Origin of the sequence: Viridibacillus sp. NPDC093762 (assembly GCF_050279675.1) — a bacterium.
Taxonomy (GTDB): domain Bacteria; phylum Bacillota; class Bacilli; order Bacillales_A; family Planococcaceae; genus Viridibacillus.
Map to the genome: position 1 here is coordinate 1 of NZ_JBNNUK010000025.1, position 21,281 is coordinate 21,281.

Annotated in this window: 21 protein-coding genes and 1 pseudogene; 7 read left to right on the top strand and 15 right to left on the bottom strand. The window is 33.6% G+C overall.

Features of this window, described 5'->3' with window-relative positions; genetic code table 11:
• The 5 genes and pseudogenes from ACQKM9_RS19535 to sigY form a co-directional block, all read right to left on the bottom strand.
• Positions 1 to 347 (bottom strand): annotated as a pseudogene (locus ACQKM9_RS19535) (IS110 family transposase); the annotation flags it as partial.
• A gap of 37 nt (positions 348 to 384) precedes the next feature.
• Positions 385 to 621 carry a hypothetical protein gene (locus tag ACQKM9_RS19540; protein ID WP_427736048.1) on the bottom strand — a complete coding sequence of 79 codons (237 nt, stop codon included), beginning with the start codon at positions 619 to 621 and terminating at the stop codon, positions 385 to 387.
• Positions 618 to 941, bottom strand: coding sequence for a YbjQ family protein (locus tag ACQKM9_RS19545; RefSeq protein ID WP_427736049.1), 324 nt, complete (start codon positions 939 to 941; stop codon positions 618 to 620). The genes ACQKM9_RS19540 and ACQKM9_RS19545 overlap by 4 nt, the downstream gene beginning before the upstream one ends.
• A gap of 471 nt (positions 942 to 1,412) precedes the next feature.
• Positions 1,413 to 1,757: a YxlC family protein gene (locus tag ACQKM9_RS19550; RefSeq protein WP_427736050.1), complete on the bottom strand. Its 345-nt coding sequence runs from the start codon at positions 1,755 to 1,757 to the stop codon at positions 1,413 to 1,415.
• Entirely contained in the window at positions 1,744 to 2,274 is a 531-nt protein-coding gene (gene sigY / locus ACQKM9_RS19555; protein WP_427736051.1) for an RNA polymerase sigma factor SigY, read from the bottom strand. Before sigY ends, ACQKM9_RS19550 begins: the two co-directional genes overlap by 14 nt.
• A gap of 854 nt (positions 2,275 to 3,128) precedes the next feature.
• On the opposite strand from sigY, the gene ACQKM9_RS19560 reads away from it, so the two are divergent.
• A complete protein-coding gene (locus tag ACQKM9_RS19560; RefSeq protein ID WP_427736052.1) occupies positions 3,129 to 4,031 on the top strand; it encodes a tyrosine-type recombinase/integrase in 903 nt (300 codons plus the stop codon).
• A 189-nt stretch (positions 4,032 to 4,220) separates the two neighbouring features.
• On the opposite strand, the gene ACQKM9_RS19565 is transcribed toward ACQKM9_RS19560, so the two are convergent.
• The 3 genes from ACQKM9_RS19565 to ACQKM9_RS19575 form a co-directional block, all read right to left on the bottom strand.
• Positions 4,221 to 5,183 (bottom strand): tRNA dihydrouridine synthase, encoded by a 963-nt coding sequence (locus ACQKM9_RS19565; protein WP_427736053.1) that lies wholly within the window; start codon positions 5,181 to 5,183, stop codon positions 4,221 to 4,223.
• Positions 5,184 to 5,730: 547 nt separating this feature from the next.
• Positions 5,731 to 7,911 (bottom strand): penicillin-binding protein, encoded by a 2,181-nt coding sequence (locus ACQKM9_RS19570; RefSeq protein ID WP_427736054.1) that lies wholly within the window; start codon positions 7,909 to 7,911, stop codon positions 5,731 to 5,733.
• Positions 7,908 to 8,096 (bottom strand): hypothetical protein, encoded by a 189-nt coding sequence (locus ACQKM9_RS19575; protein ID WP_427736055.1) that lies wholly within the window; start codon positions 8,094 to 8,096, stop codon positions 7,908 to 7,910. Before ACQKM9_RS19575 ends, ACQKM9_RS19570 begins: the two co-directional genes overlap by 4 nt.
• A gap of 1,045 nt (positions 8,097 to 9,141) precedes the next feature.
• Between ACQKM9_RS19575 and ACQKM9_RS19580 the strand changes: the two genes are divergently transcribed.
• Complete coding sequence (locus tag ACQKM9_RS19580; protein WP_427736056.1) at positions 9,142 to 9,552, top strand: hypothetical protein; 411 nt, start codon at positions 9,142 to 9,144, stop codon at positions 9,550 to 9,552.
• 220 nt (positions 9,553 to 9,772) lie between these two features.
• On the opposite strand, the gene ACQKM9_RS19585 is transcribed toward ACQKM9_RS19580, so the two are convergent.
• Positions 9,773 to 10,516 (bottom strand): SDR family NAD(P)-dependent oxidoreductase, encoded by a 744-nt coding sequence (locus ACQKM9_RS19585; protein ID WP_427736057.1) that lies wholly within the window; start codon positions 10,514 to 10,516, stop codon positions 9,773 to 9,775.
• Between the two features lie 123 nt (positions 10,517 to 10,639).
• Here ACQKM9_RS19585 and ACQKM9_RS19590 point away from each other — a divergent pair, with 123 nt between their 5' ends.
• Positions 10,640 to 11,530, top strand: a complete 891-nt coding sequence (locus tag ACQKM9_RS19590) for a LysR family transcriptional regulator (RefSeq protein WP_427736058.1) — start codon at positions 10,640 to 10,642, stop codon at positions 11,528 to 11,530.
• Between the two features lie 101 nt (positions 11,531 to 11,631).
• On the opposite strand, the gene ACQKM9_RS19595 is transcribed toward ACQKM9_RS19590, so the two are convergent.
• Positions 11,632 to 12,324 carry a PdaC/SigV domain-containing protein gene (locus ACQKM9_RS19595; protein ID WP_427736059.1) on the bottom strand — a complete coding sequence of 231 codons (693 nt, stop codon included), beginning with the start codon at positions 12,322 to 12,324 and terminating at the stop codon, positions 11,632 to 11,634.
• A 102-nt stretch (positions 12,325 to 12,426) separates the two neighbouring features.
• Positions 12,427 to 12,993, bottom strand: a complete 567-nt coding sequence (locus ACQKM9_RS19600) for a helix-turn-helix domain-containing protein (protein WP_427736060.1) — start codon at positions 12,991 to 12,993, stop codon at positions 12,427 to 12,429.
• A 170-nt stretch (positions 12,994 to 13,163) separates the two neighbouring features.
• Here ACQKM9_RS19600 and ACQKM9_RS19605 point away from each other — a divergent pair, with 170 nt between their 5' ends.
• The 3 genes from ACQKM9_RS19605 to ACQKM9_RS19615 all read left to right on the top strand — a co-directional run bounded on the left by ACQKM9_RS19605 (position 13,164) and on the right by ACQKM9_RS19615 (position 15,337).
• Positions 13,164 to 14,129, top strand: coding sequence for a DMT family transporter (locus tag ACQKM9_RS19605; RefSeq protein WP_427736061.1), 966 nt, complete (start codon positions 13,164 to 13,166; stop codon positions 14,127 to 14,129).
• A gap of 96 nt (positions 14,130 to 14,225) precedes the next feature.
• A complete protein-coding gene (locus ACQKM9_RS19610) occupies positions 14,226 to 14,471 on the top strand; it encodes a hypothetical protein (protein WP_427736062.1) in 246 nt (81 codons plus the stop codon).
• Between the two features lie 95 nt (positions 14,472 to 14,566).
• Positions 14,567 to 15,337: a glucosaminidase domain-containing protein gene (locus tag ACQKM9_RS19615; RefSeq protein WP_427736063.1), complete on the top strand. Its 771-nt coding sequence runs from the start codon at positions 14,567 to 14,569 to the stop codon at positions 15,335 to 15,337.
• Positions 15,338 to 15,621: 284 nt separating this feature from the next.
• Here ACQKM9_RS19615 and ACQKM9_RS19620 read toward each other — a convergent pair whose 3' ends face one another.
• From ACQKM9_RS19620 to ACQKM9_RS19635, 4 genes are all read right to left on the bottom strand, one after another.
• Positions 15,622 to 16,023 (bottom strand): hypothetical protein, encoded by a 402-nt coding sequence (locus ACQKM9_RS19620; protein WP_427736064.1) that lies wholly within the window; start codon positions 16,021 to 16,023, stop codon positions 15,622 to 15,624.
• A gap of 110 nt (positions 16,024 to 16,133) precedes the next feature.
• Positions 16,134 to 16,691, bottom strand: coding sequence for a hypothetical protein (locus ACQKM9_RS19625; protein WP_427736065.1), 558 nt, complete (start codon positions 16,689 to 16,691; stop codon positions 16,134 to 16,136).
• 352 nt (positions 16,692 to 17,043) lie between these two features.
• Positions 17,044 to 19,470, bottom strand: coding sequence for a hypothetical protein (locus ACQKM9_RS19630; RefSeq protein WP_427736066.1), 2,427 nt, complete (start codon positions 19,468 to 19,470; stop codon positions 17,044 to 17,046).
• Positions 19,439 to 20,143 (bottom strand): ABC transporter ATP-binding protein, encoded by a 705-nt coding sequence (locus tag ACQKM9_RS19635; protein ID WP_427736067.1) that lies wholly within the window; start codon positions 20,141 to 20,143, stop codon positions 19,439 to 19,441. The genes ACQKM9_RS19630 and ACQKM9_RS19635 overlap by 32 nt, the downstream gene beginning before the upstream one ends.
• Before the next feature lie 660 nt (positions 20,144 to 20,803).
• Here ACQKM9_RS19635 and ACQKM9_RS19640 point away from each other — a divergent pair.
• Positions 20,804 to 20,956, top strand: a complete 153-nt coding sequence (locus ACQKM9_RS19640) for a hypothetical protein (RefSeq protein ID WP_427736068.1) — start codon at positions 20,804 to 20,806, stop codon at positions 20,954 to 20,956.
• Positions 20,957 to 21,281 lie beyond the last annotated feature (325 nt).

Here is a 21,281-nt window from a genome sequence, read left to right on the forward strand (position 1 = left end):
AATAAGCGATACTGACGTAGGAGCGTGGCGATTTCACGTCGGGCCATCTCTGTTCCTTCTGTCAGTCCAATAGAGTTTATCGCAGCTTCAATAAGTAGCTTTGCTTTAGGTAACTGCGGAACTCTCATCCCCTCTACCTGACGGTAGAGAAAAACAAGCTGTTCAGCACTTTTCTGTTCAATATCCTGTGGCAACGGAGTCATTTCAAGCGTGGCAAGTGCCATCTTACCAAAAGACGGAAAGACTTGAGTAAACTCTGGAAAGTAACGATCCAGCCAACGAATGATTCGATATTTAATACTTGCTAAGTCCTCCGTTAATTTGGAACGAAGGGCAGAACCTTGCCGTTAAAATAACAAACACCGAAATTTGTCACAAAAATAACTACTTTTCTTTTCTATAAAATCGTTCACCTGTTTCTGCATTATAATATACTCTTTTTTTTTCACCCGTAACAGGGTCAAGATTCACCTCATTCGTTACCTCAAAACCTTTAGGAACTTCTTTTCCATGATTGCGTTTATATCGTTTGTCATATATAAAGTAACCAAGTAAGATACAAACGAGAGCAATACTAATTTGAAATAACAAATATATACCTATCCCCAAAAATGTCGTCATTTTAGCTTTTCCACAACAACTGCCGTTCCGTATGCAACAATTTCACTCATGTTTTTACCCATTTCACCAGAATCATATCGCATCATGATAATAGCATTCGCTCCCATTTCGTTGGCATTCATAATCATACGGTCTATAGCTTCTTTTCTAGAATCTTCAAGCATGGCAGTATATTGCTTGATTTCCCCTCCTACTAATCCTTTTAAGCCCGCCATAATATCCCCGCCTAGCCCCCTACTTCTTACAATCAGACCAAATACAGAACCTTTTACTTCGACAACTTTATACCCTTCAATGTGTTCTGTTGTTACTACTAGCACATTCATCATCTCCTATGTTCTATTTATTATGTTAGACTCCGAAATCAATTATCATCTTTCATCTGAATTATAAAAAAACATAAAAATTAATCTACCGTCTATTTAAATAAGTTATTTGGAATTCAATTGTTTTCCGGAATTATCAAATTGAATAATCCCCTACATTTTTCTCCCCCAAATTGTTTATTTACCCTTAATACGGTTACGTTCGTCTAATCGTTCACTCACGAAAAAATAAATAAAAAAAATATCAGGAATTTGATCCTGAGACCTTTCTTTTAAATATTTTTCTTGCAAAAACAAGGTAGATAATAAGATACGCTGGAAATTGAATAAGGCCTAAAAAGCCCCATAGCCAAGCATTGTGTCCCCTCTTCCGTGCATCCCAAAACATCCATGAGCTCTGACAAATCAGAATGACTGCAATCACGACGCATAACCAAAGCGGTGTGCTACTTAGTTCGTTTGAGTTCATTCATTACTGACCTTCTTTCTAGTTTTGTTAAGAGCTAAGGGCAATAAGATAATCCCCACAAGCTGAAAATAAAGAAAAAGAATTGGCTGACGATAAACGACAGCAATCCCAACCAAAAGCACAAATACTGCAACAGACATAAACGTGAGGAGGTCTTTCCATTGTTTTTTTTGTATTCTTTTTTTCTCTATTTCAACATTCTGTTGAAACCATTGTAAGTTTGGAGTAGATACTGGATTCCATTGATCCAGTTTTTCTAAACCATCTATTAATTGCTTAACCGTTAATTCATCTTCATCATCCAACATAGAATTGCTATTTTTAGAATCATACTCCTTCAAGTTCAGCCAACTCCTTTCGTACACTTTTTAGACCATTTGAAACTCGAGATTTTACTGTTCCTTCTGCAATACCCATCATTTCTCCAATTTCCTTATATGAATATCCGTAATAATGCTTTAACACGATTGGCATACGTATTTCTTCATTAATTTGAGCAAGTACATCAAGTACATCAGTCCATTCTTCGTTCATATTGGCTGCATTCCATTTCATTTTTCGGAGCGCTTGTTCCTGCTCTAGCCAGTTTTTCTCCCGCTTCTTTCTACGCTGTTGATCGATAAAAAGGTTCATTGCAATTGTGATAAGCCATGAGGAAAACTTGGATTCACCATTATACAGTTGGATTTTTTCAATACACTTCATCATCGTCTCTTGTGTTAAATCTTCTGCGATTTGTGGATGAAGGGTAACTTTCATTAAATACTTTACGAGGAACGAATAATTCTGTTGTAGCAGTTTCGAAAGCGCCAATGTATCTCCTTTTTTAGCCTTTCGAATTAAATCCTTTTCATCCATGAGATCTACTCCATACAATAATAATCTATATGTAATACGACTAACTGGGAAAAATCGTTCATTTTCAAACTAAAGAAACACAACAAAAACGTTTAGCCACCTATTAGTATTTATTAAGTAAGTTTACTTGAAAGTTATATATTTGGCCAAAAACCAAAGTATTGTTGCTCATTCAACGAGTTCAGAATACTTGTTCAATTATTTTAGTATTATCAAACTACTCACATGATTTGTTTAAGTATGTCTTCTTTAACTAACCTGTCCCGTTAGTTTAAGTACATTACTTCACAATCTTTATAGTAACATTAACATAAATATCCAATAAGAAAATCATCTCACCCGGTGAACATTACGAAGAATTGCTTGAATAAGCAATAACAAGAAGGTACGTGTTTGAAACATGTTTTTTTTCAGTGTTAAATTCTTTCACCCTTATTTGCTAATTATTCTCTAAGCCTTATGAATTATTAACTTACAAAATGGAGATAATGGATACCTGCACCAAACTCTAAAAGAAAGTGAGGATATTCAATGAAAGGACATTTTTACAAGAGAGGTTGTAAGTGCAAGAAGAAAAAATGCAATTGTGGTTCCAAATGGGCTTTTACCATCGATATTGGAATAGATCCTGAAACCGGAAAGAGAAAGTAAAAGACAAGGAGTGGTTTTAAGACTCAAGAAGAAGCTAAATCAACTGCTACCTCTCGCTTCCACGAAATAAACGAAGGAACCTATTTGGAAGAAACAAACCAAACGTTTAATGCATTTGCAATAGAGTGGCTTACGATCTACAGTGAAGCAAAAGATGTAAAGCCGGGAACAGTTCGCGTAAGGTAGCATGAATTGATAAGTTGATGCCTTATTTTGCTCAACTAAAATTGAAGGATATCACAAGAAAGCTCTATCAAGATGCTCTCAATGATTTAAAAGACAGAGGGTATTCTGACAGCACAAGGGAGGGAATATATCGAACTGGGAGGATGATTTTTCGGAAAGCATTAGAATTAGAGCTGATCAAGAAGGACCCCACCGAGTTTGCCTATCTCAAAAAAGGTAAAAAAACCATTGAACAGCTTGAGGAAGAAGAAATCCCTAAGTACTTGGAAAAAGAAGAACTTGCACTGTTCTTAAAAACCGCTAAGAATCAAGGATTGGCCCTAGACTACTTGATGTTTCTCACCCTATCCTATACAGGAATTCGCGTTGGTGAACTAGTAGCTCTCAAGTGGAAAGATATCGATTTCGTAAATCAGACAATCAGCATTACCAAAACCTATTACAACTCCAATAATAATACTGTTCAGTTTCAGTTGGTGACACCAAAAACGAAAAAATCTAGACGAAAAATTGTTGTGGACGAAGATGTGATAAAAGCTTTAAGCTTTCACAAAGAAACTCCAGAGAAAATCATTCAGCAATTAGGTGATGCTTATTATAATCAAGACTTCATCTTTGCTAAAACAGAGAGACAACCCGGATATCCTACAGTTATCAAAATGGTACAACTCAGGATGGCAAGACTTCTTGCAATCGCAAAATTAAATCCTGACTTAACACCTCATTCATTGAGGCATACACACACTTCACTATTAGCAGAAGCAGGTGTTGCACTCGAACAAATAATGGACAGACTTGGTCATTTAGATGATCAAATCACCAAAAACGTCTATCTCCATGTAACGAAAGAAATGAAAAAAGAAGCTTCCCAAAAGTTTGCACAACTAATGAGAAGCCTCCATTACTATCCTTTATATTAGCAAAATGTTAGCATTTCACTCTCACCTTACATACAAACCCTTATATATCAAGGGTTGCAGCGGCTTATTACATCATGCCGCCCTTAAGACCTTTTTCTTTTAGAAAACAGTACACATGAGTTGATGGTTGATGTGATTCATTTTTTCTCTAACTTTTTAAGAGTTACATCATTTCACTGTCCCCGTACATCAACATTCTTTTCCAAAGTTATCAAGTAATGCACGCACTTCATCTGTTGATTTCGTGTTCATCAATTGATTTCTTAATTCAGCTGCTCCAGGGAATCCTTTGACATAGATTTTGAAAAAGCGATGAAGCCCTGTGATTGAACGTGGTAATACTTCCGCATATTGATCTTGAAGGTCGAGCTGCAGTCTTAATAGATCAAGATATTCTTTACTGCTATGCTCTTTTGGCTCTTTTTCAAAAGCAAAAGGATTTTTAAAAATACCTCGCCCGATCATAACACCATCAATCCCGTATTGTTCAGCAAGTTGCAGCCCAGTTTGACGGTCAGGAATGTCTCCATTAATAGTTAGTAACGTATTTGGTGCGATACGGTCACGTAATTTTTTGATCTCTGGAATCAGCTCCCAATGCGCATCTACTTGGCTCATTTCCTCTCTTGTACGTAAATGAATAGAAAGGTTTGCAATATCCTGTTTAAAAATATGAGTTAGCCACTCCTCCCACTCATTTAAATCCTTAAAGCCTAGTCGTGTCTTCACGCTTACAGGCAGTCCGCCCGCTTTTGCCGCTTGAATAAGTTCTGCCGCAACGTCTGGACGTAAAATAAGACCACTACCTTTTCCTCTCGATGCCACATTCGGTACAGGGCAGCCCATATTAATATCGATGCCTTTATATCCTAGCTCCGCCATACCAATACTCATTTGACGGAAATATTCGGGATTATCCCCCCATATATGTGCCACCATTGGCTGTTCATCTTCTGTAAAAACCAAACGGCCTTGCACACTTTTCATGCCCTCTGGATGACAATAGCTATCCGAATTTGTAAACTCTGTGAAAAATACATCCGGTCGACCGGCTTCACTTACTACGTGACGAAAAACAACATCTGTCACATCTTCCATTGGTGCAAGTACAAAAAATGGTCGTGGTAAATCACGCCAAAAATTATCTATCATTTTAAACTCAAATCCTCTCACTATGACTACAACTTCAAACTCTAGGTCAAAAAATATAAAGCCAAATGTCCCACTTCTTTTACACTTATATCATGTTTAATAACTTATTATCAAACACAAGTACATTTGGAAATTAATAAATTTGTGAAAATCGGCAATGTTTATTTTAACGCAAATCTATCCTGAATGGTATTCTTATCACAAAAAAGCAGATGATATAGATTTTTTCTATATCATCTGCTTTTCTATTATACCAACTCCAACCACGTGACCGCTTCGACTTAATAGGTTTGAATTCTTTGTTGTGACGTTCTTGTTTCAAAACAGAAGCGTCGTTTCATAATCTTTCATAATTCTTAGGATAAAGATTTAATTTCAATGTGGCATACATCTTTACAAACTTCATGGATCTAATGTATTTTTTATCATTACATCAAAATGACTAGAAATGGCTAAAAAAAGAGGTTGAATAGTATTTTTTAGAACTAAAAAACAAAGCACGAAAAGATGCTACATACTATTCAAATTCTTTGTCAATTCACACAAACTATTTGTAGTGTTCCTCTGGTTTTTTCATTTTCAGAATAATCTTCTTGTTTCCATTTAGTACAGTACCCGCTTTAACACTTTGTTTTTGTACATAGCCTTCGCCGTTAATTTCTATTTTAGCACCAGCCATTGCTTGATACGTTAAAACGTTGCGGAGTGACCAATCTGTAAAATCAGGTACTACTGAATCCCCCTCTGTTTTCAAAAATACAAAACCGCCTGATAAGATTGCTGTTTTTTCTGCAGGGTATTGATCCGTAATTTTATTACCATTACCTATAATAACTGCTTCGACTCCATTTCCTTCAAATGCTTTTTCAACATCCTCAACATGTTGGCCTTTTAAGTTCTCCATCGTTTGAGATTTCGTTCTATTAATTTTTTGAGGCTTAATATTTAAGTACTTTAAACTACTTTCCATTACTGTATTAAATACTTTAGATGTTGGCTCAGAGCCTATTTCTGCTAGACCAAGTTTCGGTTTTCCCACAGCAATGTACATCACTAACTGAGGATCATCTGCTGGAGCCATACCTAAAAATGAATACAGAAAATAATTTTTCCCTCTTTTATCGTATTCGCCTGTTGAAGGGTCTGGCATTTGCGCAGTACCTGTTTTACCTGATACTTCATATTCCTGACTTGCAAAATCTTTAGCGGTTCCAAATTCAGAAGTAATAGTAGTAGTCAAAATCTCTCTAACTTCTTCTGACGTTTTCTTAGAAATTGGTTTACCTTTAATAGTAGGCTTGTTTTCTTTGACGATTTCCTTCGTATTTGGATTTACAATTTTCTCAATTACATATGGTTCCATCATTTTGCCATCGTTCGCAATAGCTGAAACAGCTTGTATTAATTGTACAGGTGTAACTGTAGAGCCTTGTCCATAAGTTGTTGTTACACGGTTAATAGGATACTTATCTAAGATTTGACCTGTAGCTTCATTTGGTAAATCTATTCCTGTTTTTTCACCAAAACCAAATTTATTTACATAAGAAATAAATTTATCATCTCCTATTAATTTCAATAGATGAGCCATTCCTACATTGGAGGAACGTTGAATTCCTTCTAAATAGGTGATTGTTCCCCAACCTTGTCTGTCATTATGATCTCCAATTGGTACATTTCCTACCAAGTATTGACCAGACTGAAACGTAGCGTTAGGAAACCATTTTCCTTCTTCGATTGCAGCTGCTAATGTAAATGTTTTCATCGTAGAACCTGGCTCTATCGTCAACTCTGTCAGTTGGTTTAACCAACTATTTTCAAGTCCAGTACCATCTTGTGGATTATATGTTGGTCTTTGCGACACAGCAAGTATTTCTCCCGTCTTCGGATTGGCAACGACTGCTACCATCGAATCAGGATTATATTCCTTATAAACTTTAGACATTGAATCTTCTAAAAAGTTTTGAATGGTTTTATCAATCGTTAGATATACATCCGCTCCATCTTTTGCAGGTTCTACCATCTTATCGCTATTAGGTAGCAAATACCCCCATATATCACTCTTATATTGAACCCTTCCATCAGTACCGGACAATTCTTTGTCGTAGATGGATTCTAGGCCCATTTTACCTACAGTTTTAGTTTGTCCATCTTGCTGAGTATCCCTTTGAGCTAAGCCGATTAAGTTCGATGCAAAGATACCATTTGGATAAAACCTCTTTGTTTCTTCCATGAAAATGATGCCTGGTAGCTTTTCACTACTAATTCCCTCCATTACTAAATGACTAATATTACGACCTGCAGCACCAAATTCTACTTGACGAATTTCATTACCTTGCGCATTCTTCGCTTTTGTATTTAATTTATCAAATATATCTTTTTCACTAATAGGAATATATTCCGATAAAATTTTGGCAGTTTTTTCTTTATCTGCGACGTGCATAAGAGTTTTAGTTCCTTCAGATACTTTAGGACTAATTACAGCTACTAAGCGATAGTTAATAGTATCTTCTGCAATAACTTGCCCTTGCCTATCGAAAATGTTCCCTCTATTAGCTGTAATTACTTTTGATCTTTCATATTTTGCTGCCGCTTTTGCCGCCAAAGCTTGCCCCTCTACTTGTCCTGATGCTTGGATAAAAAATATACGGAAAAACATAGCAAAAAAAAGTCCTCCGTAAACGATTAACATTAGAAAAGCTCCCCATTGAAATCGAAACTTTCTCTTCATTGGCTATACATTACTTTCACGATATTTTCGTTTAGCTTCAAGTCTAATGAGTTCGTAAATGACAATAATGCAATTACGATTATTATGGCATGGAGAACACTTTCTACCTTAAACGATATTCTTTTAGAAGGTCTAGATGTTGGCTGCTGGATGTACTTTTGTTGATACCGATTTTGTAATGCCATTTAATCACTTCCCTTTTTCTTTAATTTTTTCTTCTATTCTTATTTTTGCAGTGAGAGGTCATTTAAGATTCGCCTTTTAGATAAGGATGAGAAAATAAATTGGTTTTATAAAGAATTCACATTATTAGGAATTCGCACTTCTCTCCTAATCTACTTGAAAAAATGAATCATTAGAAGAGAGGACATCTGTTACAGTTAAAGATTCCATCTTGGTTGAAGCGTAGAAACGTTCCTATTATTTAAGACGACTTCTCTTTTTTTCTAATGTTCTTCTTTTCTACGTAAAAATCCTCAATTTTAAATATCACCCCAAATAAAATGACTACTCTATGTGAATAGTGTCTATATTCATTGGGAAGAAAAGCAATTAGTAGTATTGACGTTATTAAAATGGTGGCATAAGTATCTAGTAACACTTATTTTGAAAATGTTTAATTACAGTTCCCTCTTTTTCATTTTGGCTATGGTCTGTTCATAAATGAATGTTCTTATTAAACAAAACTGCAAGGTTAGTTTAGGTAATTTTCTTCACATTGATTTTAACATATATATCCAACAAAAAAATCACCTCTTAGAAAAACTAAAGAGATGATTTTCATCAAACTTTATATTAATGATCAATCTTTTCCCATTTATCTAGTAAATCCGAATTCAAATTACTGGATTTAGTTTAGTTGTATGGACACATTGGAGATAAGTCCTTCATCCTAGAATCTAACAGCAAAGCTTTATTAATCCTTACAAACCAATTACTTGACTCTCCAATATAGACTAGCGAGGTATGAACAAAAACACACTTTTACATATATCATCTATATTTTTCTGCATGCAAATAATTAAAATGAATTAATTGTTAGCTACATTCCATTTGGCTGGAATAGGTTCGCATTTGCTACTTATAAAATCACTTTTGCTAAAGTTCATAATTACCATATATGTCTTTAGAAAAACTCTTTTAATTGTAAAACATTAGTATACAGTAAATAAAATTTTGAAATCCCCACATAATAAAACGCGAGTTAAGATCAAAAAAGGAGGTGTTTTTTTGAAGCTCTTTCTAAAAGTAGCTATACCCCTATTTTTAATTTCCATATGTTTTAGTTTTTCACAATTTGCCCAAGCAGAAGAAAGTCATTTAGGAGAGATAGCTACAAGTGAAGGTAAATTAGTTTACAGATTTCAATATAATTATGATGAAATTTGTAAATTATTAGGTTTAACAACCAAAGAGTATGACGTTTATTGGAAAGAAGGTCTTTCTATAGGAGAGATGGCTGAAAAACAAGGAATTGCAAGAGGTGAATTAGAAGAATATTTTGTAACCTTTCACTATAACGAAATGGAAAAGTGGAAAGCTAAGGGTTTATTGGTAGGTCAACTTTACTTCACTCAAGTTTATGGCTTGAAAAGAGAAATAGATGATTTTATAGACAGGAATCCTGTATATAAAAAATAATCTATTTTATATAAATAAATAGAACTCTCAAAAATAAGAAGATCTCTTAAATGAAAAAACTGTGCTTAATACTTTTCATTCTATTTTTCAATGTGGCGAACTAGATTGCGGCAAGTCAATGCAAAATTTCAATGCAGGCGAGCTTAAACAAAAAACGTAGTCAAAAGAAACATTAAATCTTGTCTTTTAACTACGTTTTTAATATTTATATCATCGATTGTTATTGAGCAGTATATCCACCATCAACTAATAATGTCGTACCTGTTACAAATGAAGAATCTTCACTTGCTAAGAATAGTACCGTTTTTGCTACTTCTTCTGGTGTGCCAAGGCGGCCCATTGGATGTAGAGCGATTAGATGTTGGTTAATTGCTTCATCACGCCCTTTAATAAGTGGTGTATCAATGTAACCTGGGCATACTGCATTTACGCGGATACCTTCTTGAGCGTAATCTAGGCTAAGAGATTGAGTTAACAGTTTAACGCCACCTTTTGCTGATGCATAAGCTGTTACGCCTGCTTTACCGGCATGGCTATGAATCGATCCACAGTTAACGATGACGCCTCGATTTTCTTGTTTTAGCATTTGTTCAATAGCAAATTTATCACTTAAGAAAATACCTGATAAATTGATGTCGATTGTTTTTTGCCAATCTTGTACTGATAATTCATGAATCGGTCCATCTTGTGCAATACCTGCGTTTGCATACATGACATCTAAAGAGCCAAAAGTTTCAACTGTTTTAGCAACCATGTTTTTGACGTCGTCTTCACTTGTCACATCTGTTTTTACAAATAAAGCTTCAAAACCTTGTGCTTTTAAATCGGCAACTACTTCTTCGCCACGTTCAGAGAAATCAGCAATGACCACTTTTGCGCCTTCTTGTGCAAATAAACGGACCGTTGCTTCACCTATACCACTTGCTCCACCAGTCACTACTGCTACTTTGTTTTCTAATTTCATTATTTTTACCCTCTTTCTTGATTTGCAATTGTGTAATATGGCATTATTGTAACACTCATATTGTTTTAGTAAAATTTAATAATATTTAATCTATCTTTAATATTTCTTAAGGATGTGTGGAATTTGAAATTAGAGCAATTGGAATACATAGTGGAAATTGCACACTGTGGATCTTTGACTAAGGCTTCAGAGAAGCTACATGTGACGCTTTCTGCTGTAAGTCAGTCGTTATCTACATTAGAGAATGAGCTACAAATCACCATTTTCCACCGTTCTCGCCAAGGTACTGTCGCAACTGAGGAAGGAAAGAAGATACTAGAAAAAGCAAATCAAATTATTCAGCTTATGAAAGAAATGGAATCAGAAGTGGAAAATCTACAAAATGAGCTTACCGGACATTTGCGAATTGCGACAATTCCAAGCCCTATGCACCTATTTGTGAGTGCTGTTTCTGATTTTAAGAAGGTGTACCCAAAAGTAGATATAGATATTTTCGAAGGTGGTTCAAAGGATATTCTATCAGATTTGCTACAAGACCGGATTGATATTGGCGTCCTGATTCTGTATGAAAAAGTACTTGATAAATTAAATGGTCTAACCATTGAAAAGCTTAGTGATTGTAAAATGGTTGTAGGTGTACCATCTAATTCGCCATTAGCAACGCAACAAAGCATCACCCCTGAACAGTTGCTTCAATATCCACTCGTTGTTTATCGCGATGATTTTATCTTATGGTATTTAGACAACATCATTGCGCGTTATGGTAAACCTGATGTTCTCTTTAATACGAATAATACCGTTGCAATTCATAATGCTGTTAGAGATGGTGCACTAACTTTTGGCTTGGATTACTCTTTTCAAGACCAGGGTGGCATGATTGGATCTTCTATGGTGACAATTGATTTGGATATTGCAAACTTTTCCTTCATTCAATTAGGTATTGTTCATATGAAGCATCGTTATATGTCTCCATCAGTGAGTAAATTCATCAAATTGCTCCAAGAAAAGATATGATATTCATTTATTGGAAAACAATTTAAAAAGCCATTTAATCCTATATAGTGATTGAATGGCTTCTAGTTTTAAACTTAATACCGATATAGTTTTACTAACTCTTATTCACATGTTGTCTCCATTGGCAATTCTATTTGACCAGATGAATAAGGAGCGATTTCATATATTTGGAAAATAAGATTAATCCCTGATTCTGAATTCGTCCAGTAATATGGCGTCAAATTTAAATTCAAATTTTCATCAGCTAAAGGGTATTTTTCTTTATCGGTAAGGATTTTTTTAACAGTGCAAGTTGCCACTTTATTATATGCAGCAGTTGTTTTAAAATTTTGTTTCAGTGTCACTTCTTTTCCAGAGTTCGTATTATAGTTATAGCTTTCGCTGTAATACTCACCATGCGCACCGCCAGTATAGTAATACTTTGTTTTCACAATACTGACTTTGTTATTTTGATTGTATTTGACTGTAAAAAAAGTTTTATACTCATATGAAGCATAATCTTTTTTTGATATACCAAGTTCTTTTCGATCTTTGTCGTATCTTTTTAATATCTTCTTGCGCTCTTTATAATCTTGCTTAGCTAATTTTTTGAAATTTATATTGATTTGTTTTTGTCGTTGTTTATTCTTCATACCGCTGATTTGCGGATATTTTATATTGCTATCAAACATAAATTTGTGTGTTTTTACCGTCACTGCTTTTTTCGTTTCAGCATGCATTGTTAAAGGGCTCAATGTAAATATTAGTAACATGGCAATTAGTAAACTAAACAACATGGTAAGTGATCTTTTCATACGTCACAGCCTCTCACGGTTAATGTATTAACAGTATACCCTTATTTATTTTTACGATGATATTCATTAAGCCAGGTTTTTCTTTACAATTATGTACCTCAATCATTTATAATTTATCGCTAAATGGAGTACGGCCTGTTCCTCTGTTAAGTTTTTATAAGAGTGTTGTTCACTTGCAACAAATTGAATTGAGTCAAACTTATTAAGTGTATAGGATGACTTCCCAATCGTTATTTCGACTTCTCCCGCCATTACCGTCGCAATTTCTATAGCACCTGGATGATGTGCTTCTGGTTCATATTTACAGCGAGGTTTCAAGTATGCACGATACATTTCCGTACTTCCTCGAACATCATTAAATAAGGGCTCAATAACCCACTCCTGATCATTTCCAAATAATTTTGGTCCTTGTCCCGCACGTAAAACATTGATATTATTCTCCGGTTTCAAAAGTGCCATTAGAGGTACTGAAAGACCATTCGCAACTTTCCAAATCATCCCTAATGTAGGATTTGTTTCACCACGTTCAATGTTCCCTAGCGTTAATTTACTTACACCTGTTTTAGCTGCCAAGTCCTCTAAACTTAATTTTTGTTCCTTTCTTAGTTCACGAAGTTTCGTTCCCACAAATTGAATCAATTGTTGTGTTTCATCCTTATTTGAACTCATATTTCTTCACTCCTTATTTATATACACTTAACTTTTTATAATATTTAATAAATTATAACATACCTATTCGAGTCAAAATAAACTATATATTAGTATATTATACTTTACTTTATACGAAAATAAGTATAATATTTATCACCGTGAAAGAATTAAAATTGAGGTGATATTTAATGAAAGCAGTAGTAGTTGGGATCTTATCTTCCCTATTTTTTTCAGCTACATTTATAATAAATCGAGCAATGAATCTTGATGGAACAAGTTGGGCATGGACAGCTTCTTTACGTTTTATTTTGGCCATTCCATTCCTTCTTCTTATCGTAGCATTCAGAAAAAATCTAGGACAATTATTTCGTGAAATGGGAAAAAACCCTTCTCAATGGTTATTATGGGGAACACTCGGTGGAGTAGGTTTTTATTCATTATTAAGTTTTGCAGCTGTTTATGGTCCATCTTGGTTAACATCCGGTACTTGGCAAGTTACTATTTTAGCAGGTGCATTACTTTCTCCGTTGTTCTTTGTAACGGTACCGTCCGTTGATGGCGATAAAAAAGTTAGACAAAAGATCCCTTTTAAAAGTTTACGAGTGTCTGTAATCATTTTAATTGGTGTAATTTTAATGCAAGTAAATCAAGCGGGGCATATCAGTGTTAAAGCATTTATTTTAGGGTTTATACCTGTTGTCATTGCCGCTTTTTTATATCCATTAGGCAATCGTAAAATGATGGAGTTGTGTCAAGGAAGAATCGATACTTTCCAACGTACATTAGGAATGGCCATCAGTAGTTTACCAGTTGCTATTTTATTTGGTATTTATGGAACTGTTACAGTTGGATTACCTACTGGCTCACAATTCGGACAAGCATTACTATTAGCTTTATCTTCCGGTGTGATTGCAAGTCTTCTTTTCTTCTTAGCTACAGATATGGCAAAAAACAATATGGGTCTACTTGCAGCTGTTGAATCAACGCAAGCTGGTGCAATGATCTTTACCGTTATTGGTGAAGTGATATTACTAAATGGATCTTTTCCAAATGGTCTTTCCTTGTTCGGCATGATTCTTGTTATTATAGGAATGGTTATTAATAGTTTAGTTAATGGAAAGCAGAGAAGTATTAGTAAAAGAAAACTTGGTTAGATGATTGAAAATCTCCCCCTACCTTTATATCATTCTGACGATCTATATTAATGTTTGATAGATTCAGTTATTATAGGTTCAAGTTGGATGGAGTTAATGGTTGGAAATATACCGAGCGATCTACTCTTTTTAGAGTTGGTCGCTTTCTTTATGTTCCCCATTTCAGGTTCTAATGAGAAAAATGTTTATTTATTCAAATTTAATGTAGAAAATGGAATTGAAACATCTGATACTTTATATATGTATAAAAGTAAAAAACAAAATACGGAACTATCTCACTTTCAAGCTCGTCCTATTAATTACATGCTCTATGGAAAGATATCTTTGCTTTCCTTTATCTAATTGCTTTACAATAGTTAGGAATAGTAAGACTTTAATATTTTTCGATAATATATGGAAGGAGGAAGGTTTTGCAGATTTGCAATACCATTAAATGAATGAAACTACTAGCAAAATTACTAACAGGTATACTCATATTTTTCGCGATTATCGGCATAGGTATTTATGTACTAGTGCAGCAATTTGAAAAATCACCTAACGAAGCCAATACTTCTGAACAAGAATACGTTGAAGAAACAAAAAGTGTCGAAGAGTTTATCGGTTCCATTTCGGAAACTGCTCGTACACTTGCAGCAGAAAATGACCTATACGCTTCTGTGATGATTGCTCAAGCAACTTTAGAGAGCCAATATGGACAAAGCGGCCTTGGTTCTTCGCCAAACAATAATTTATTTGGCATTAAGGGAAAATATAAAAACGACTCAGTGAAACTTGAAACGTCTGAAGATGATGGCAAAGGTAATATGACAACAGTAATGGCTGATTTCCGCAAATACCCTTCCTACGAAGAATCTTTGGAGGATTATGTACGTTTACTACGGAATGGTCTTTCTTGGAATAAAAAGTTTTACACAGGCGTTTTCAAAAGTAATACAAAATCCTATAAAGATGCCACAAAGCATTTAACAGGATCTTACGCGACTGATTCAAAATATAACAAAAAACTAAATAAACTCATCGCTGAATATGACCTCACTCAATATGATAAACCAGTAAAAAATAAAACTACCATTAAAGTAGAAGACGGCGACTCACTGAATCATATTGCAGAAACCTATAATGTTAAAGTTACTTCCATTAAGCAATGGAATAAATTAAACACAGAAACTATTGAAGCTGGACAACAGTTAGAAATTTTCCAATATTAAAAGAAGATGATCCCGAATTATGTGGATCATCTTCTTTTTTCTATACCCTATCAACTATTTAAGAAGAATTATTTATAAAAATAACTCCTGAACGATTTTGGCTCTTACACCTGAACAACAACAACAACAACAACATGTATGTGCTTTAATAGAAAAACACCAGGAACCAATGCCGGATTATGTCAAAGAATACATCTTATCAAAAAAACGTACTGGTCTATCCCCTAACACACACTTACAGTATCTATGTAGATATAAGCATTTCTTCAAATAGCACTGATTTATTATTTCAGTCTCTTTAATTCATTTATCTTATTTTCTATAACTGTAGCCTCTTGATCAGTCAATAACTTACCAGGAATTATATTGAAAAATAATATATATTCATATAATCCAATATTATCTTCATCCAATTCAATTGCTTTTTTTGCATGGAAAAATGCAGATTGATAAGCTCCATCTATGTGACATAATGGCTGAGAAAGTAGTACTGAAGCAATATAATGTAATGAAGCTGTTTCATTCTCTATTATAAGATTAAGTATAAATGAGTAAGTTACTATACTCTGGGTATTAAAAGCAACTTCAAGTAACTCATCTTCAATTTCTTTTTCCGTTAAAGAATTTATTATACTCTTAGCCTCTGTAAACTCTAATGTAAGTATCAAATTTTCTAATCTATTCATCATTTATTCACCACGCATTTGAAATTCTGATTTTCCCCTTTACTCTTACAATATGCTTAAAAATATTTCCTTCGTAATTTTATTGTGTAGTTGCAATTGAATATTTTAAATTACAAATCACTATCTTCACGATTTAAAACCAAATCTGTTGGCATAAATGGCAATAACTTTTTAGGGGAATTTTTATTTTCATCTATAGTCTGTATGATTATACCTATTTCCGTTATCTTTAGGAATGTCTCTACTTCTTCTGCATTTAAATTGGGGTAGTCTATATTATTCTTTAAGTCATTTCTAAAGAGATGATTGAACGGGATTTCCTTTTTCTCACGTCCTATAATAATATCGATTTCCATTCCATTTAATGCATTCATATAGATAATTGGCATTATGTCTTTGAATTGCATTTTTGAATTAATCATTGCAATTAATGTCTTATTAACTCTTATTAACTTCATTTTATTTGCGATAACTTCATCCAAGGGAAATAATTCATCAAAAACAACAGTGCATGGATAGTCCGTTATTTCAATCAGCACTTTTTTTAAGTTAAGTTCTTGATGTTCCATAGAAAAACCTATTGCTATTAATGAAAAGTTTTGATCATCTCTGAAATTTTCACCTTTCCATATATTCGTTGCATTTTGAATAAAAAATTCATTATTCATTATGTTCCCCCCTCCCTAAAGAATCCTTATTTTATAATTTAATATCCATAGGGTGCTAAGAACCATAGTTATGATGTCCTCCAATTGGAAGATGATAGTTCCAATACCCTGACTTCTCTCTTTACCTTTCTTCCTATTTTTATTAGGAGCAATCCCATTATCAATTGCAATAAGATAAGTATACAGCAGCATTTGGATAGAGTAATGGTATCAGCCCTACAAGCTTCATCATAGCTTTGCTGTGGATTTCATTCACAATGATGGCGACACTATCCTTCTTCGTGATCAACTCGGTCATAATGACATTAAAACAATTTATCTATACACTAACATGACGAATACAGAAAAAACGTTAATTTTTATTTGCAATACTTTGCATAATTAAATTTCTTGCAATTGTAACGAAACCCACTACAATACATAATATTAATGCTGAAGATATTATCCCCACTATAATCCAATTAATCATAATTCTCATCTTTAATAAGATTAGGTAGCTCGTAATTAATCCTAAACAAATTGCAAAAGCAGTCCATACAAATATTTCCTTAGATAAATGAATTAGTATCCTCTTTCTAGTCCACCCAATAATATGATACATATTAAATTCTGCTCTTCTAGCATAAAACAAAGTGTTTAAGCATTCAGTTAGGCCAAAAGTCGATAAAATGAAGGTGGAAATTAAAATGAATAGTTGAAACCAAAAGATTACATCTACTGTATATTGTCCTAATGTAGTTTCTTGAGACTGGAATAGCGTATTACCAAAACTTGCTATTTGAACAACTAATAAGATTGTAGAAATAAAAAGAATGATCATAGTAGGAATAATAATATGACTATGATAGAAAAGAGACGGTGAATGTTTATAAGCTATCACACGGTCAAATTTTTTCCTCTTAATTGAAAAAATAATATTTATCATGAGAATTGCAATAATTAATATGCATGAAGAAATGAGATAGGCATTTATTTCCATATTTAATATACCGATAAATAAAATACTTAAAATAAATGCTATAAATAATAAAAAGTATTGTTCTAGGTAATTTCTTCGGATAATTTTTTCGCGTGGCCATCCTAATATAGTTAATAATTCATCTTCTTTTTCTACCGTGCCCTTTTCAAATAGTAATCTAGATACAAACCATACAAAAACAAAGGTAACAAATAATATCGTAGTTAATAGTGTTAAACCATTCCAACTTTCTTCTAATTCTTGTGCCACCCCTAAAGTTGTCCAAGGAGCTATTATTTTGCCTATCCCTTCAACTTCTAAAGTCGCATTTTTAAAAGAAGACCCTGCGACAATATCTACTTCATAACCGTCTTGCAGAAGTTCGGTTGCTACTTTTTCAATTTTTCGCTGTGCCAATTTATTATATTTGGAAATTCCCGAGACTCGAACTCTTATTGCGTCTATAGGCTTTGATCCTTTTATTATTTCAGCAGATTCAAGAGTTATTAATCCCCCTGCTGGTTGAGGAATAAAGCTTCCAGGTACAGTAGTTGGCTTTAATATTTGACCTTTTTCAGTTTTAATATTAGATGTTGTATAAATTCCCAAGGGACTCGAAGTAAAATTGTTTTTTTCATTAATCGGGGAAAATGTCCCTACTTGCTCAATAAGGAAGGGAGGAGTCGATTCATATAAACTTCTCCCCTTTTTCGTTAAACTTTTATATGAAGGAGGATTACCGTTTTCAACTATGCTTACGTTTAAACCTTTTTCTGAAGTATTATAATTAAGCTTTTCAGCTACATAGTAAATGGATGTCTCTCCTCGATCAGAAGCAAAATCAGATGCTGACTCTATATTAAAATCATTATTTATTTTAAGAGCGGTACCGTCAAAAGGTTTTTGAAAAGAAGAAAGATCTAAATTATATTCGGATGTAGTTACAGGCTTTTTCTTAATCAATTCTGCCATTACGTCCTCTTTATTTTGTAGGTTTGCTGACATAATCCATTCTTGGTCAGAAACTTCTAATTTTCTTCTATAGTTTGAAAGTTTGATATCCAGTTTGTCTACTTTTAATTTCATCATTATTGGAATATTAATATCTTTTCTTTGAATGACTTTAATAACTGGCATATCCCCAATGTTTTTGGTTATCATATCGAGTTCAAGAGGGTTTACTTCATTTTTTAATTCTGAGTAATCAACATTCGTTAGTTTATGCTCACTTTCAATATCGATTGCTGATAACAAATGATAAGTTGCAGGCAGCATTACATCCATACTGGCTCCTATGGCTGATTCATTTGGAATAACCTTTAAATACTCTATATATCCTGGTGATGATTCTTCGAAATAAACTAGATTTTGTGGCTTACTTATTGGATACTCTTTTTGTCCATCTGATGTATAAAACTCGAAGGTATATCTTGTAGGATCATCTAATTTTGGAAATTGGACGGTCAGCTTTTTACCACTGAAATAACCAATTGAAGCAACTGGCGCTGCCACTTCAACTGCAGGATTTTGTTTGATTCTTTCCCATTCTTTAATAGATATACCACCTTGACTATCACCTATGTAATTTTCTTCTACCATACCAACTTCTTTTTCTACTTTTGTTCTTGAATGACTTGGTCTTACTAGAATATCATAAGTGCCTCTACCTTGTTCTGCAATTGAATTATCAACAGCTAATTTTGTTTCATTTGTGTTTTGAAAGCCTATTGGTATCAGTAGGAAAATTCCAAAAAGAGCTAAAATGATTGTAAAGGAAACCAACTTCCTGCTAATTATTCGATTCCAAACTAAACGCATCATTTTTTTTCAACCTCTCTTCCAAAAAACCATTAGATAACCTGTATACTAAATCTCCTCGATTTGCCACTTCTTCATCATGCGTCACCATTATGATTGTCTTACCAGAATTTTTAAATTCGCTTAATAAATCTAGAATTATATTACGATTATTAATATCTAAATTCCCTGTTGGTTCATCACAAATGAGAACGTTAGGATTTGCTATTAGCGCTCGTGCTATCGCAATTCTTTGCTTTTCTCCTCCAGATAAGGCTTCGGGTAATCTATTAAACATTTGCTCTTTAATTCCCACTATTTCTAATAGGTTTTTAGCTTTAGCGTATAGGGATTTTTTGGGCTCATCATAAATTAAGGGCAATGCTACATTATCCAATACTGAGTAATGCGGTAAGAGTTTGAAATCTTGAAATATAAACCCAATATTAAGTCTCCTATACTCACTTTTCACTTTATCTTTTAGACTATAAATATTTATTCCCTCGTAAATAATTTCACCATCATCGGGTTGTAAGAGCCCCGCAACACAATTTAAAAATGTCGATTTTCCGGTGCCTGAAGGACCAATTATCGTACACCACTGGCCTTTATGAATACTTAAAGATATGTTATTAATTATTTTCACTTTTTCCGAAAGGTGGGTATAAGTTTTACTTAAGTCTCTGATTTCTATCATGGAATTTCCCCTCCAATTTCTTTTCTTTTTATGTTTCTTAAATTATTCCAAGACCAATCATTATCTAATAGGTTCTATTAAATAAAATATTGTATAATTTTACAATATTTTCATATTGTCAATTATAAATAAATATACAGTTTTTTGGTAGCCTCTATTATTTCAAAAACATATCATGATACTTTAAAGAACGGACATTAATTATAGAAGCAGAAGCAACATCTATAAAATATTTATCTTTCAATATGAAAAAGTACAAGAATCTGATGACGAAAATATAAAAAAACAGGAGATAACCAATAAACCTAATCAAAATAAACAATGGCCAAAAATCGTTAGTAACTTACACAGTGTGATGGCAGGAAAATCAGCATATGAACTAGAAGGTATTTAGTTGTAAAACAGAAGATGATGTCACTCTAATTGAAATAAAGACAGGACTAGAGAATAATGAAGATACCCCAATAATAATAAATGAGATAAAAAAAGCTCTTAACTCATATTTTCTTCAAGATTCTAACTAAAATGATGATTAATAATGACAATTACGAGGTTCGTATTTACGATAAAGATATGAATGAAATTGAAAAAATAGATAAATTCACTGAAAAATAGTACGCTGAATTATAAATAAATCTATAATATATAGAGGTGATAATAATGAAGTCAGTAGATAAAAAGAAAATCCAAAATCTCTACCGAAAACAAATATCAGAAAAACGAGAAAAAGAAAAGAACTTCATCGAAACACTTTTAATTATAATTGTAGTTGGTGTACTCATCTCAATAGGCGCATTTATCGGAGATAGATAAAAAGAAATTGTCTTCCATGTCGTACCTAACTAGCTTACGAACAATCACCAATCTATTTATAAATCAGCTTGATAATTCAAAGAGAGCTTCTATTCTGGGAACACGGCTTAGAATCCACTTCACTTGCTCAGTTGCGCGAAGCGATTCAACAGTATATCACTACTTATGGACAGGTTTCGGAAAGCGAGATATTCTTGCCAAATAACGAGAAAAGGTTCGCGATTGGATTAAGGATTGTATCGAACGGGCCGTAGCAAATGGGGAGTTGCCTAATTCTACGGATATTCACATACTAGCAATCTTATTTGATACATTTCTTCGAGGA